Source organism: Crossiella sp. NPDC003009 (assembly GCF_053591555.1).
The window spans coordinates 39,958-52,958 of sequence record NZ_JBSFUA010000036.1 but is presented as its reverse complement, the minus strand read 5'-3'; the positions used below and the strand labels follow the sequence as shown (position 1 = coordinate 52,958).

Here is a 13,001-nt window from a genome sequence, read left to right as displayed (position 1 = left end):
ACCGGGGCAGTATCACGCCGGCGGGGGGTGTGCGCGGCATGAGTGGGTCAGGCGTCACCCTTCGGGGTAGCCGCTGCCCCCGGAGTGAGTGTGACGCGGATCCCGGCGAGCACCACGTCCAGCTTGGCGCCGAACCACTCGTCCTGATCTTCGACCATGGCCTCGAAGGCGATCCGGCGCAGCTCCTCGTCGTCCGGGCCGGGGAAGGTGTCGCGCAGCTGTGCGGCCACCGCGTCCGGGCCCAGCCGCCGGGCGTCCACCGCGGTCACCGCCGACTCGTCCACCATGTCCACCACCACATCGGCGGCCAGCATCGCGGCATCGGGCGCGAAACCCAGCGCCACCAGGTGCCGGATGATGGGCAGGTTGCGGGCGGCGAACGGGTCGGTGGGCGAGGCCAGGCCGGAGATGGCCTGGCGGATGCCCGGGTACTCGGTGAAGATCCGCCAGCGGACCCAGGCCTCGCCGCGCAGCAGCTCCTCCCAGTCCGGGCCCAGCAGCGGTTGCGGCGCGCGGTCGGCGACCCGTTCGATCGCGGCCCGCACCAGGTCGTCCCGGTCGGTGACGTGCCGGTACAGCGCGGCGTGCGTGGCGTTGAGCCGCTGCGCCACCGCGGTGACCGTGACCTCCTCGAAGCCGACCCCCAGCACCGCCTCGGCGATGAGGTCCCGGCTCAACCGGGGTGCGGGACCCGGCCTGCGTCGGCCGGGTGTCGGCGGTGGCGTAGTCACGATCAAGAACCTACCCGCTCGGCGGTGAAGTCAGCCGGGGGCGACAGGCGCAGCGCCTCCAACGCCAAGTGCAGCTGGCTCAACGCTTTCGGGCTGGTCAGTGCCAGTCCGGTGAGCTCCTCCAGCCTGCGCAACCGATACCGGACCGTGTTGCGGTGGCAGTGCAGCTCTGCCGCCGCGGCACTGGTCGCGCCGTCGTGCGCCAGCCAGACCCGCAAGGTCTCCAGCACCAGCTCCCGGTCCCGCGCGGGCAGGTCGAGCACCGGGCCGAGCGCGGCCTGGGCCACCGCGCGGGCCGCCTCCGGCGCGCTGGCCAACAGGATCGGCACCGGGGCCTGGTCGTGCCGGAGCACCCCGGGACCGCGCGTGCCCACCGCCGCGCGGGCCAGCCCGGCGGCGTGCCGGGCGCCGGGCGTGGCCTCGATCTGGTGGTACTCCGCGCTCACCCCGACCCTGGCCCTGGTGTGCCCGGCCAGGTGCGCGCACAGCTGCTCCGGCGAGCCGCTCGGCGGCAGCAGCACGATCCCGGCCTGGGCGTCGATCTCCTGCCGCCACACCGACACGGTGCCGCGCAGCCGCAGCCGCTCCTCGATCCTGGGCAGCGCGAGCGTGTCCGCGACCACCACCAGGAACCGCCCGGCCGCGGGCAGCCGCAGGTCGGCCGCGCAGTCCAGCAGCGAGCGGCCGGCCGCGGAGTTGCCCGCGAACAGCGCCTCCAGCAGCGCGGAGCGGACCTCGGTGTCGGTGCGCGCCCGGTCCTCGCTGGCCTGCCGGTGCCCCTCGGCCAGTGCCGCGGAGTAGGTGTCGATGAAGGTCCACAGCGTGGTCGCGGCGGCCAGCACCGCGCGCTGGTCGCCCAGGTCGGCGCCGGCCGCGCTGACGAAGGTCTCCCACATGAACTGCCCGCCGATGCGGTAGCTGCGCAGGGTCGCCTCCACCGGGAAGCCCTGCTCGGCGCGGCGGCGGCCGAGGCGGCGGGCCGCGTCCGTGCCGTCCCAGGACGGGCTGTCCACATCGCGCAGGCCCTGCACCAGGTTGGCCTGGCACTCGGCCACCAGATCGGCGAAGCTGACCAGCCGTTCGTCCTGGTAGGCGGGCACCTCGGCGCGGACCCGGGTGGCCAGGGCGAACGCCAGCTCGGGCACGCGACCGGACAGTTCTCGGGCCAGCCTGCGCACCGCGGCCGGGAAAGTCGGAGTCATCACCTGGGGACCGCCCAACCTCGTCGTTGTGCGTGAGCACAACCGGGGCCGGGCCAAGGCTGTGCTCGCACCCATTCCACCACAGCGTGACCACGATCACGATTAGTCCGGGGCCACCCGTTGATGGAAGGGACACCTGGTGTCGATGAGGACGTTGCGTGCCCTGGTATTTGCCCTGGTGACAGCCTTGACAGTGCTGGTGGTGGGCGCTGGAGCGGCGTCGGCCGCGGTGCCGCCCACCGAGCCGGGCTCGCCGCCCGGCGCCAACGACTGGGCGTGCAAGCCGAGCAAGGCCCACCCCGAACCGGTGGTGCTCGCGCATGGCGCCAGCGCCAACATGACGCTCAACTGGTTCGCCCTGTCGCCGAAGCTGAAGGCACAGGGCCACTGCGTGTTCGCGCTGACCTACGGGGTGCCTGCCGGGACCCCGTTCCCGATCAACCAGATCGGTGGCCGGCTGCCCATGGAGCAGAGCGCCAAGGAGTTCGGCGCGTTCGTGGACCGGGTGCTCAAGCACACCGGCGCGGGCAAGGTGAACATCGTCGGGCACTCCGAGGGCAGCCTGATGCCCAACTACTACGTGAAGTTCCTCGGCGGCAAGGACAAGGTCAACCGCTACGTGGCGCTGACCCCGCTGTGGGACGGCAGCCAGCTGCTCGCCCTGCCCAAGCTGCTGGAGTTCGCCCGCAAGCTCGGCCTCGGCCCGGTCATCGACGGCATCATGGGCCCGGTGTTCCCCTCCGCGCTGCAGTTCCTGCACGGCTCGGAGTTCCTGCGCAAGCTCAACCAGGACGGCGTCGCGGTGCCGGGGGTGACCTACACCAACGTGATGACCCGCTACGACGAGGCAGTGGTGCCTTACACCAGCGGGTACATGCACGCGCCCAACGCCACCAACTACGTGCTGCAGGACCTGTGCAAGTTCAACCTCTCCGAGCACATCCTGGTCGCGGTCGACCCGCTGGTGCACCAGCTGGTGGCCAACTCGCTGGACCCGGCCAACGCCAAGCCGATCCGCTGCTGAGCTGACCACCGCGGCCCACCGTCCACTGTGGATGGTGGGCCGCGGTGCGCTCAGACCGCCAGGAACTCCCTGATCAGCTTGGCCACCTCGGCCGGGTGCTCCCGGACCATGGCGTGACTGCTGCCGATCCGCTCGACCTGCACATTCCACACCTCGGCCAGCGCGGTCAGATCCCGGTCCAGGCCCCGGCGGTACGCCTCGGTCAGCTCGGGGAACTGCTCCTGCGCCGGCAGGTTCTGGGTGGCCGCGACCACCAGCAGCGGTGAGCGGGCCGCCCGGCAGGCGGCGATGTGGTCCTCCTCCACGGCCGCCCTGAGCTCGTCGATGATCTCCGCCAGCGGCCCGGTGACCGCGGCCGCCTGCTCGTCGAACATCGCCCGCACCCTGGCGAGTTCCTTCTCCCGCAAGGCGGGATCGAGGCCGGGGTAGTTCTCCGGCGCGGTCAGGTACCCGCGCAGGCCGTCCAGGTTGACCGCGCCGGGACAGCCCGGCCGGGCCGCCCAGCGGGTGGCGACCATGCCCCCCAGCGACATGCCTGCCACCGCCGGGCTGCCCAGGTCGAGTGCGGCGATCACCGCCTCGACGTCGGCCAGCGCGGCCGACCAGCTCCACGGCCCCACCCCGGAACCGCCGTGCCCGCGCAGGTCCATCAGCACCACCCGGTGCGTGCCGGTCAGCTCCGGCACCACCGGGTCCCAGTGCGCCATCGACCCGCCGAGCCCGTGCAGCAGCAGCACCGGCGGGCCGTCGCCGCCGTGGTCCCGCACCGCGACCGGCACCGGACCCGACTCGACCGTCAGCTCAATCATGTTGTCCCCCACGCGTTTCCGTCCTCTCTGGCGAGTAGCCGGGCGCGGACGGACTCGGTGCGCACGCCGCCGTCGGGGTGCCGGTCGAGCTTGTGCCGGTTGACCAGGTCGTGCACGCCCTGCCGGGTGACGCCGAGCATCGCCCCGGCCACCGAGTACGGGACCGCCTCGGTGGCCGGGTGCCCGACCCGGCGGGCCACGACCTGGCCCAGCGGCGTCCGCCACCACTCCAGCGGCGGGTCGAACGGCTGATCACCCGGGTACAGCGCGCCGATCACCCTGGCGGCCGCGTGCCGGGCCAGCTGGTCGTCCCGTCCGAGCAGTTGCGCCGCCTGGGTCTCCACCGCGGCACGCAGGTACGTGCGCGCGGTGGCCAGGGGTTCGGCCGACTGGAGCAGGATCTCCAGCGGGTCGAGCAGCCGCTGCTCGCTCAGTCGCAGCAGTTGCTCGACGAGGGCGGTGTGCACGGACGTCGGACCGGGCATCGAGTACCTCCGCTTGCTACTTGACGGCAAACGTAAAGTACTTGACGCCAAGCGTCAAGGAGCCTGCGCATCAGAACGCCTGCCGTCGGGTCACCTGGAAAGCGCTGATCAGCCACCTGTCGTCGGTGCGCACCACGACCGCGGTGGTCACCGAGTCGCGCTCCGGGGCGGGGGCGTCGTCCTCCGGCAGGCTGCTGCCGCCGGAGTTGACCACCACCGCGACGTCCGGGCCGAGGAACTTGACCGAGGGCGTGGCCTCGGCCGACCCGCCGCCGAGCTTGACGCCCTTGAGCGGACCGGCGAACAGCTTGGCGTGCCCGGACTCCAGCTCCGCGCGGCCGCGGATGTGCATGCCGTGGAAGGTGACGTAGTCGACGTCCTCGGTGAACTGCGCGGCGTAGGCGGTGGCGTCGCCGTTGTTCCAGGCCTCGACCAGGCGCTGGAAGGTCTTGTTGATCTCGGACATGCGGATGCTCCTTCTCGGATGGTCCGCGTGGCGCCCCCGGCTATCCTGGGTTCGCGTTACCGGGCGCGAGAGCCGCCACGCGGTGCTTGTGTGTCCACTTCTCGGCGCGGTGTTGGCGCACCGCGCCGAGAAGCGCGTCAGTCCACTTCGGACTGTGCGTCTGGTGGGCCGAACGGCGGCAGCTGACCCGGCTTCGCGCCCCGCGCATGCCAGTCGCGCCACCAGTCCGCGCCCTCGATGGTGTGCTGCTCGATGCCCTCGACCACGCCGGACACCCAGCGGTGCTCGGCCTCGATCATGGCCACCCGGTACTCCAGCTCGATCCAGGCCAGCGCGGGCAGGCCCTGCGCGCGCAGCTCGGCCATCACCGAGCGCAGTCCCTCGACCTGCCCGGCCAGGGTCTCCGCGCGCTGACCGAGCAGCCGCGCCGCCTCCTCGGGCGGCAGGATGCCGAGCAGGGAGACCCCGGCCTCGAACCGCGGATATTCCTTGTGCGGCACCGCGATCAGCTCGCGCAGCCAGTCGTTCAGCTCGGCCAGCCCGGCCTCGGTCAGGCGGTACGGGGTGCGTTCCGGGCGCCGCCCGTCCCGCTCGGCCTCGGCCGCCTCGATCAACCTGTGCTTGGCCAGCGACTCGACCACCGTGTACAGCGTGCCCCAGTTGAGCTTGACGCTCTCGTCCTTGTGCCGTTCGCGCAGCGTGGTGGCCATCTCATAGGGATGCATCTCGCGCTCCCAGAGCAGCGACAACAGGGCGAGGGCCAGCGGGTTCGAGCGGCGGTATGTGGTGGCCATTGTCGCTCCGTTCCGAGTACTCGTATCCGAATATACGGGGACGGAGGTCCTGTGGCAACCGGGACTCCGCTCCCGCCGCGGTAGTGGCCGGGTCCCCTGCCGGCGGGAGGTTCCACGTGGAGCCAGTCGCGAGGCTGGTTCTCGTGGATCTCCGACACTGGCTGGGCAGCGCGGTCGACCTGGTGGACAACTGGGCGGCGACCTTCGGCCCGGTCGCCCCGCATCCGGCGAACGCGGTCACCGACGCCGACTTCGGCCGCGCGTTCGCCGAGTTCGGCGACCGGATGCGGGCCAACTACCCGTTCGGCCACCCGCGCTACGCCGCCCAGATGGTCAAGCCGCCGCACCCGGCCGCCGTGGTCGGCTACCTGGCCGCGATGCTGGTCAACCCGAACAACCACGCCCTGGACGGCGGCCCGGCGACCGCGCGGATGGAACGCGAGGTGGTCGCCGCGCTGGCCGGGATGTTCGCCCTGCCAGTCCACTTGGGACACCTGACCACCAGCGGCACCATCGCCAACCTGGAAGCGCTGTTCGTGGCGCGGGAAACCCACCCCGGCAAGCTGGTCCTGCACAGCGCGGAGGCGCACTACACGCACGGCCGGATGTGCCGGCTGCTCGGCGTGCCCAGCGAGCCGGTGCCCACCGACGGCCTGGGCCGGATGGATCTGGTTGCGCTGGAACGGAAACTGCGCCGAGGCGAGGTGGGCACCGTGGTGCTCACCCCCGGCACCACCGGACTGGGCGCGGTGGACCCCATCCACGAAGCCCTTGCGCTGAAGGAGAAGTACGGCGTGCGCATCCACGTGGACGCGGCCTACGGCGGCTTCTTCGCCCTGCTGGCCGGGGAACTGGGCGTGCCTGCCGAGCCGTTCGCCGCGATCCGGCACTGCGACTCGGTGACCATCGACCCGCACAAGCACGGCCTCCAGCCCTACGGCTGCGGCGCGGTGCTCTTCGCCGACCCGGCGGTCGGCCGCTTCTACCGGCACGACTCGCCCTACACCTACTTCACCTCCGACGAGCTGCACCTGGGCGAGATCTCCCTGGAGTGCAGCCGGGCCGGGGCCGCCGCGGCCGCGCTGTGGCTGACGCTGCAAGTGCTGCCGCTGACCAGGACTGGGCTCGGCGAGGTGCTCGCGGCCGGGCGGCGGGCCGCGCTGCACTGGGCCGAGCTGATCGAGAAGTCCGAGGAGCTGGTGCTCTACCAGCAGCCGGAACTGGACATCCTCACCTACTTCCCGCGCCGCGACACACTGTCCGAAGTGGACGGAGCATCGGCGCGGGCGCTGGCCGAGGGCATGGCCGATGAGGCCGATCCGGTCTACCTCAGCACCCTGCGGGTCTCCGCGGCCGAGCTGGGCCGCCGTCACCCCGGCGTGCGCGCCGACGCCGCCGCGGCCCGGGTGCTGCGCAGCGTGCTGCTCAAACCCGAGGCGGAACCGGCGATCGAGCCGCTGCACCGCCGGGTCACCCAACTCGTCCGACAACGGGAGGACACATGATCACCCTGGACCGCCTGGTGCGCAAGGGCACCCCGGCCGACGTGCCGGCGCTGACCCGCCTGCTCGCCGAGTCCTTCGCCACCGACCCGCTGGTGGAATGGATCTTCCCGGACCCCCTGCGGCGCACACGGCTGCTGCCGAGGATGTTCCGGGTGTTCCTGGACCTGTCCCTGGCCGGCCACGGCGTCTACACCACCGTGGACCTGGACTGCGCGCTGCTCACCCTGCCGCCGGGCGCGACCGCGCTGAGCGAGTTCCAGCAGCGCGAGCTGGACCGACGGTTCACCGCCGCCCTCGGCCAGGACGCGGCCAGGCTGCGCACCATCAGCGCGCTCCAGGACGCCGCGCACCCGCAGGGGGAACCGCACTGCTACTTCAGCTTCGCCTGCGTGGCCCCCGACCTCCAGCACACCGGCCGCGGCAGGCTGCTCGCCCCGTACGTCATCGACCGCTGCGACCAGCTCGGCCTGCCCGTCTACCTGGAGGCCAGCTCACCCGGCGGCGAGGCGGCGGCCCGGCTGCTCGGCTTCACCGCGCACGGCCAGGACATCCGGCTGCCCGGCGGCCCCAGCCTGCGACCGATGTGGCGCACCCCCAGGACAGTCCGGTGAACCCCCGGCTCTGGACCGCGACCCAGGTCGAAGCCGGTCTGCCGCCACTGGCCGAGCGACCGCCACTGGAGCTGGTCCTGCGCTGGGCCAAGGACTTCCTCATCCCCGGCCACCCCGACCTCGGCCGCAGCGGCCCGGTCTGCCCGTACACCCGCCCCGCGCTGCGCCGGGACCTGTTCCACCTCGGCGTCGGCTCCGGCGACCTGCGCGAGGCGCTGACCGCGCTGCGCACCGGCTACGCCGCGAAACTGTCCACAATGGACTCCGAGGACGCCGACCTGCTCACCTACCTGCTGGTGCTGCCGGCGGCCGACGCCGATCAGGTCGACGCGGTGCAGCGGGAGCTCAAGTCGGAGTTCGTCGCCGAGGGCCTGATGCTCGGCCAGTTCCACCCGCACTGCGCCGAACCCGGCCTGTGGAACCAGGACTTCCGCCCGCTGCGCTCACCGGTGCCGCTGCTGGCGATCCGGCGACTGCTGCCGGTGGACCTGCCGTTCCTGCTGGCCGACAACGGTCACCTGGACGCCTATCTGGCCAGGTTCGCCCCCGGCATCCCGGCCAGGCTGCGCGCCCAGCTCATCTCGCGCTGAACCGGCGGCGACCAGGCCGCGCCGCCACCCGCAGTGGAAAGGAGTCCGGCCCGGCTGCGCAGGCAGCCGGGCCGGACGGTCCACTAAGGACAGGTCACACGGTTCCCGCGTACTGGCTGATCCAGCTGCGGAAGTAGGGCACGTCCACGTAGATCGACGGGCCGGTGGCGCAGCGCGGGTCGCCGTTGCCGGAGCGGCTGGTCGCGCCGACCAGCTGCCAGGCCCCACCGACCTGCTTGACCTGCGGGCCACCCGAGTCGCCGTAGCAGGCGCCCTGGTTGCCACCGGTGTTGTTGGTGCAGATCTCCGCGGCCGCGTTCATCCCGTTGGTGCAGCGGGTGTCCGCCACGATCGAGGTGTTCAGCTCCTTGAGGTAGGTCGCCGCGCCCGAGCCGTCCGCCCGGGTGGCGCCCCAGCCGATGATGCGGGTCGCGGTGCCCACCGGGCCGGAGGTGGAGGCCACCGGCACGGTCGCCTGGCTCACCGGGGAGGCCAGCTCCAGCAGGGCCAGGTCGATCGAGGGGTGCCGGACGACCCGCTTCACCGCGGCGGTGCTGCCGCCCTGGTTGCGGTACAGCGACCCGACCCGCACCTGCCGCGGCGCGGTGTTGGTGCAGTGCTTGGCGGTCACCACCCAGGTGGGCTTGATCAGCGATCCACCACAGCCGGTGTCCAGCGAGACCATGAACGAGTAGGTCTGGGTCGCGTTGCCGCCACCCACGATCAGCGGCGACACATCGTCGCTCGGTGCAGGGGCAGCCGAGGCGGAACCGGCGAGGCCACCGACGGCGGCAGCCGCGGCGACGAACAGGCTCATCGCGATACGACGGATCTTCATGAGAAAAGCGCTCCTTCCCGTCCGCGATGCCCCGCGAAGCAGGGGAGAGCGGGGACCGTTAATCGGACGGTGGTGTTCGGGCTTCGCACAGAGCATCCGACACCGGTCCGCGCCAGGGGAAGGCCCGGAATTTCACACTCCGGGGAGTGAAACGGTTCCTACTTATGGCGGGGACCCAAGCAAGCGCGGGTGACTCAGTATGTTCGATCGCCCATCAGGCGGACTCGTGATAGACCCGCCGGGCGATCTCCTCGACCTGTTCGACGGTGAGCACAGGAGCGGACGGCGCCCGCAGCGCCTCGGTGAGCAGGCGACGCACCAGCGCCGAGGTGGGGATGTGTTCGGCATCTGCCCGAGCCTTCAGTTCAGCCACCAGCGACGCGGGCACCCGCAGGGACAGCGCGGCCTGCTGGTTCTCCGCGACCTCCGCCGCGATGGCCTCGGCCTCTTCCGCCGCGACCTCCTCGCGCAGCTGTGCGTGCCGAGACCGCCGCTCGCGCTTGACGGGATCCGCCTCGGCCTCGGCGGCGCTTCGCTGGTCGGCGATTTCCTGCCGGATGGCGGCCAGGGCTTCATCCCGGGTGGTCTTGTCAGTCATGACCTGCCGTCCTCTCCCTGTCGATCGCCCAGGTACTCCCGCAGATCGGCTCCGCTGGTCTTCCACGCCGTGACGCCGGAGTGATCCTCGGGATCGATGATCACGGTCAGGACGAACCCCGCCGACAGCGAGTAGCCGACGATTCGAGTGTGGCCGCTTCGGCTCTTGGGGTCGGGTTCACGGGTGATCCGGTGCGGATCGGCTGCTGCTTCCAGTGTCCAGGCGGGGTTCGATGTCAGTGGCTCCCGGATAGCGAAGCGAACGCTGGCGAATGTGCTCCGCGTCTTCATCATCCCACCACAGGCCGATGGTCACAACACACATTGTCACACATCTGCACACCTGCTGGAGGTCAGGCTTTCGCTACCCCGCGCAGCTTGGCCTTGAGCGCGCGCCGGGCCACCGGTCCCAGGTTGTCCACCACCTCGGCCAGCACCGCCAGCTGTTCCAGCGCGGCCAGCCCGTCCTCGGCCCCCTGCGGGTCGGCCGCCGCCCACAGCTCCACGCCGATGAAGCTGGCCGCCACCGCGCGGGCCAGCCCGGCCGGGTCGGCCAGCTCGCCCACCGGGGAGGCGGCCAGGATGCGGCGCAGCACCAGTTCGATCTCGGCGACCCAGAGGTCCAGTGCGGTGCGGGTGGCCTCGGCGAGCTTGGGGTCGCCCTGGGCGCCTGCCAGCATCTGGGCCAGCACGGTGACGTTGCCCGCGGCCCGTTCCTCCTGTTGCAGGGCGCGGCCCAGGTTCAGCAGGGCGCGCAGGTCGGAGACGGTGGCGAAGCGGTCGCGGTAGGCCTCGACCCTGGCCTTGGTGCTGGTGAGGCAGGCCGTGCCGAGCAGCTCGTCCACGCTGCCGAAGTGGTAGAAGATCAGCGCCTGGTTGACGCCCGCGGTGGTCGCGATGGACCGCGCCGAGACGCCGCTGATGCCGTGCGCGCGGATGGTGTCGATCGCGCCGTCCATCAGCCGCCTGCGGGTCTCCGCGGTGCGGGCGTCCTTACTCACGCAGCTCCTCCCGATAGGGCCGGACCGTCGCCGGCACCCGAGCCGCCGCGGTGTCCCAGTACCGGGCGGTGAACCTGCCGCGGTAACCGAACAGCGGCCCGGCCCAGCTGCTGGCCACCCGCACCTCGATCCGGAACTCCCCGGCCTGCTCGTCATACCACTCGCGCACCTCGGCCCGCGCCAGCAGCGCCCTGGGCACCCGCAGGTCGAGCAGGCCCGCGCGCAGCCGCTGCTCGCCGCTGCGGATCACCAGCCCGCCCCTGCTGTCCACCGACAGGTCCAGGTCGACCGCGACGTGCTGGTGCGTGCCAAGGTAGTCGACCACGCGGCCGCGCCGCGCGCTGTGCACCATGGTGGCGTCGAAGCGCCGCCGCAGGCCGCCGCCCAGCTCGAAGGTGCGTACGAAGGTGACCGTGTCCCGGCCGAAGTCGTCGAGGTAGGCGTAGTTCTCGATCACGAACGGCACGTCCCTGCCGGTCTCCGGGAACAGGATGTTGCGGGTCGCGCCCAGGCGCAGGAACGGCACGGTGAACGCGGGGCCGCGCCAGATCTCCGCCATCACGCCCTCGCCGACGCAGGCCACCCCGTCGGCCGCGCTGAAGCCGAAACGGCGGCGCAGTTGCGGGTGCAGGCGATCGAAGTCCTCGCCCAGCGCCTTGCGGAAGATCGAGCCGGTCTTGGTCCGGGTGGTGGTCATGGCAGCTCCAGTCGGGCGAGGGTGGCTGGGGGAGTGGCGTCGCGGGCCGCGCGCCGGCAGCGCCGGGCGGCCGGGGTGCGGGCCGAGGGCGGCAGGAACAGCGCGAGGGCCGCGGTCGCGAGCGCGACCGGCAGCGAGGTGAGCAGCAGGGCGGCGGTGGTCAGCAGCAGGCGGGCGGCGAGCTCGAACAGGGCGCGGCGCAACGAGGATTCCGGGCTGATGCCGTGTTCCAGCCACAGCCGCAGCCGGTCGAAGGACCAGGCGGTGGCCCAGCCCATCAGCGGCCGGAACACCAGGTCGGCCGCCGGTCCGAGCCTGCCCCAGCCGGGCCGGTAGTCATAGCCCGTGCAGAACCGGACGCCGTCCGGGCCCGGACGGTAGCGCCAATACCCGGAGCCGGCCCGGATCAACGACAGCGGGTGCACGCAGGCGAACCGCAGCGCCGAGGTGCTCGATCCGTCCGGGGTGCGCCGCTCGCCGACGCTGATGCCGACCCCGGCGATGCCGAAGGTCGCGTAGCGGAACCGCTGCGGCGCACCGGCTTCCCCCGGCAGGTACTCGATGCGGTGGAAGCGCAGGTCCCAGCGCTGGTGCTGGGCCGGGTCCTGGGTGCGGGCCCACAGCTCCGCCGGGTCGGCCTTGATCGTGGTCTCGATGTAGAGCCGCATGTCACCCCAGTTCTTGAGCGTCTGCTCAATTCAACGGGCGCAGCGTAACTCTTCTTGAGCGAGTGCTCAAGTAATCAGCTGGTGATCCACCGGATGCCGTAGTTGCCGGGTTCCGGCTGCGGCACGACCAGGTGCGTGGTGTGGTACTGGCCGATCCACAACTGCTGCGTGGTCTCGGGCTCGCCGTCCGGGCGCAGGTAACCGAGGCAGTCGGCGGGCACCGCGGCCGGGTCGAAGTGCACCTGGAGCAGGTAGTCCCGCGCGCCCAGCGGCAGCCGCCGTTCGTGGTGGTCGACCGGCTCGCCACCGTGGAAGGCCAGCTCGTAGTCCAGCACCGCGGTCTCCTCCACCGCGAGCGGGCGCTCCAGCAGCAGTTCGGCCAGCAGCAGGCCGGCGGTGGGGTCGGTGCGGATCCGGCCGATCCGGCAACCGCCGGCCGCGGTCAGCGCGGGCAGCGGCGAATCGCCGTGGTAGTAGACAAAAGCCCGGCCGACACCGTCCCGCTTGGCCCGCACCACCTCGCGCACCCGCAGCAGCCGGTGCCGGAAGTCCGGGCCGAGGTGGTAGTTCTCCTGCACCATCAGGCGTTCCAGCCGTGGCGTGCGCATCCGGCGCTGCAGCTGGGCCAGGTCGGTGCGCGGATCCGCCGGGTCCTCATCGGCCAGCAGCGCACCGAGCGAACCGGGCGGCAGGCTGAGCACGCTCTCCAGGGCCGCGATCTCCGGCCGCTCGCCGTCCTCGGCCGGGAGGGCGTCGCTGCACCGCCAGTCACTGAGCGTGTTCTGGTCCAGTCGAGCGCCGCGGGCGGAGAGCTCGCGCTGGATGTGCTCAAGGGTCAGCTCGCTGCGCTGGATGGCCAGGTCCAGCGCCCGGCCGAAGGGTCCGTCGGCCAGGGCCCCGGCGAGCGGGTCCCGCGTGCTGCTGAAGTCCTTGTCCGAAAACGGATCCGTCATGCCCGCCCCTCCCTCCGGCGAGGGCGAGAC

17 protein-coding genes are annotated in these 13,001 nt (G+C 72.0%); 4 read left to right on the top strand and 13 right to left on the bottom strand.

What is annotated here, in order from left to right:
- Positions 1-47: 47 nt before the first annotated feature.
- Together ACWDY5_RS29770 and ACWDY5_RS29765 are read right to left on the bottom strand one after the other, a co-directional pair.
- Positions 48-731, bottom strand: a complete 684-nt coding sequence (locus ACWDY5_RS29770; protein WP_449725456.1) for a TetR/AcrR family transcriptional regulator — start codon at positions 729-731, stop codon at positions 48-50.
- Between the two features lie 2 nt (positions 732-733).
- Positions 734-1,933, bottom strand: coding sequence for a PucR family transcriptional regulator (locus ACWDY5_RS29765; protein WP_449725496.1), 1,200 nt, complete (start codon positions 1,931-1,933; stop codon positions 734-736).
- A 178-nt stretch (positions 1,934-2,111) separates the two neighbouring features.
- Between ACWDY5_RS29765 and ACWDY5_RS29760 the strand changes: the two genes are divergently transcribed.
- Positions 2,112-2,957, top strand: a complete 846-nt coding sequence (locus ACWDY5_RS29760; RefSeq protein ID WP_449725455.1) for an esterase/lipase family protein — start codon at positions 2,112-2,114, stop codon at positions 2,955-2,957.
- A gap of 50 nt (positions 2,958-3,007) precedes the next feature.
- On the opposite strand, the gene ACWDY5_RS29755 is transcribed toward ACWDY5_RS29760, so the two are convergent.
- The 4 genes from ACWDY5_RS29755 to ACWDY5_RS29740 all read right to left on the bottom strand — a co-directional run bounded on the left by ACWDY5_RS29755 (position 3,008) and on the right by ACWDY5_RS29740 (position 5,511).
- Positions 3,008-3,766: an alpha/beta fold hydrolase gene (locus ACWDY5_RS29755; protein WP_449725454.1), complete on the bottom strand. Its 759-nt coding sequence runs from the start codon at positions 3,764-3,766 to the stop codon at positions 3,008-3,010.
- A complete protein-coding gene (locus tag ACWDY5_RS29750) occupies positions 3,763-4,251 on the bottom strand; it encodes an acyl-CoA-like ligand-binding transcription factor (RefSeq protein WP_449725453.1) in 489 nt (162 codons plus the stop codon). The genes ACWDY5_RS29755 and ACWDY5_RS29750 overlap by 4 nt, the downstream gene beginning before the upstream one ends.
- 70 nt (positions 4,252-4,321) lie before the next feature.
- Positions 4,322-4,717 carry an SgcJ/EcaC family oxidoreductase gene (locus ACWDY5_RS29745; RefSeq protein WP_449725452.1) on the bottom strand — a complete coding sequence of 132 codons (396 nt, stop codon included), beginning with the start codon at positions 4,715-4,717 and terminating at the stop codon, positions 4,322-4,324.
- 137 nt (positions 4,718-4,854) lie between these two features.
- Positions 4,855-5,511 (bottom strand): PadR family transcriptional regulator, encoded by a 657-nt coding sequence (locus ACWDY5_RS29740; protein ID WP_449725451.1) that lies wholly within the window; start codon positions 5,509-5,511, stop codon positions 4,855-4,857.
- 143 nt (positions 5,512-5,654) lie between these two features.
- Here ACWDY5_RS29740 and ACWDY5_RS29735 point away from each other — a divergent pair, with 143 nt between their 5' ends.
- The 3 genes from ACWDY5_RS29735 to ACWDY5_RS29725 are packed head-to-tail and all read left to right on the top strand — an operon-like array spanning position 5,655 to position 8,217.
- The gene (locus ACWDY5_RS29735) at positions 5,655-7,016 is read left to right on the top strand and encodes a pyridoxal phosphate-dependent decarboxylase family protein (RefSeq protein ID WP_449725450.1); all 1,362 of its coding nucleotides are present in this window, start codon (positions 5,655-5,657) and stop codon (positions 7,014-7,016) included.
- The gene (locus ACWDY5_RS29730) at positions 7,013-7,627 is read left to right on the top strand and encodes a hypothetical protein (RefSeq protein ID WP_449725449.1); all 615 of its coding nucleotides are present in this window, start codon (positions 7,013-7,015) and stop codon (positions 7,625-7,627) included. Before ACWDY5_RS29735 ends, ACWDY5_RS29730 begins: the two co-directional genes overlap by 4 nt.
- The gene (locus ACWDY5_RS29725; RefSeq protein ID WP_449725448.1) at positions 7,624-8,217 is read left to right on the top strand and encodes a DUF6875 domain-containing protein; all 594 of its coding nucleotides are present in this window, start codon (positions 7,624-7,626) and stop codon (positions 8,215-8,217) included. Before ACWDY5_RS29730 ends, ACWDY5_RS29725 begins: the two co-directional genes overlap by 4 nt.
- Before the next feature lie 94 nt (positions 8,218-8,311).
- On the opposite strand, the gene ACWDY5_RS29720 is transcribed toward ACWDY5_RS29725, so the two are convergent.
- The 7 genes from ACWDY5_RS29720 to ACWDY5_RS29690 form a co-directional block, all read right to left on the bottom strand.
- Complete coding sequence (locus tag ACWDY5_RS29720) at positions 8,312-9,055, bottom strand: S1 family peptidase (protein WP_449725447.1); 744 nt, start codon at positions 9,053-9,055, stop codon at positions 8,312-8,314.
- Positions 9,056-9,269: 214 nt separating this feature from the next.
- Positions 9,270-9,653, bottom strand: a complete 384-nt coding sequence (locus ACWDY5_RS29715; protein WP_449725446.1) for a ribbon-helix-helix protein, CopG family — start codon at positions 9,651-9,653, stop codon at positions 9,270-9,272.
- On the bottom strand, positions 9,650-9,943 hold the full coding sequence (locus tag ACWDY5_RS29710; RefSeq protein WP_449725445.1) for a hypothetical protein: 294 nt from the start codon (positions 9,941-9,943) through the stop codon (positions 9,650-9,652). The genes ACWDY5_RS29715 and ACWDY5_RS29710 overlap by 4 nt, the downstream gene beginning before the upstream one ends.
- Before the next feature lie 62 nt (positions 9,944-10,005).
- Positions 10,006-10,653: a TetR/AcrR family transcriptional regulator gene (locus ACWDY5_RS29705; protein WP_449725444.1), complete on the bottom strand. Its 648-nt coding sequence runs from the start codon at positions 10,651-10,653 to the stop codon at positions 10,006-10,008.
- The gene (locus ACWDY5_RS29700; RefSeq protein ID WP_449725443.1) at positions 10,646-11,350 is read right to left on the bottom strand and encodes a DUF4166 domain-containing protein; all 705 of its coding nucleotides are present in this window, start codon (positions 11,348-11,350) and stop codon (positions 10,646-10,648) included. Before ACWDY5_RS29700 ends, ACWDY5_RS29705 begins: the two co-directional genes overlap by 8 nt.
- On the bottom strand, positions 11,347-12,018 hold the full coding sequence (locus ACWDY5_RS29695; protein WP_449725442.1) for an SRPBCC family protein: 672 nt from the start codon (positions 12,016-12,018) through the stop codon (positions 11,347-11,349). The genes ACWDY5_RS29700 and ACWDY5_RS29695 overlap by 4 nt, the downstream gene beginning before the upstream one ends.
- A 74-nt stretch (positions 12,019-12,092) precedes the next feature.
- Positions 12,093-12,971, bottom strand: a complete 879-nt coding sequence (locus ACWDY5_RS29690; RefSeq protein WP_449725441.1) for a hypothetical protein — start codon at positions 12,969-12,971, stop codon at positions 12,093-12,095.
- Positions 12,972-13,001 lie beyond the last annotated feature (30 nt).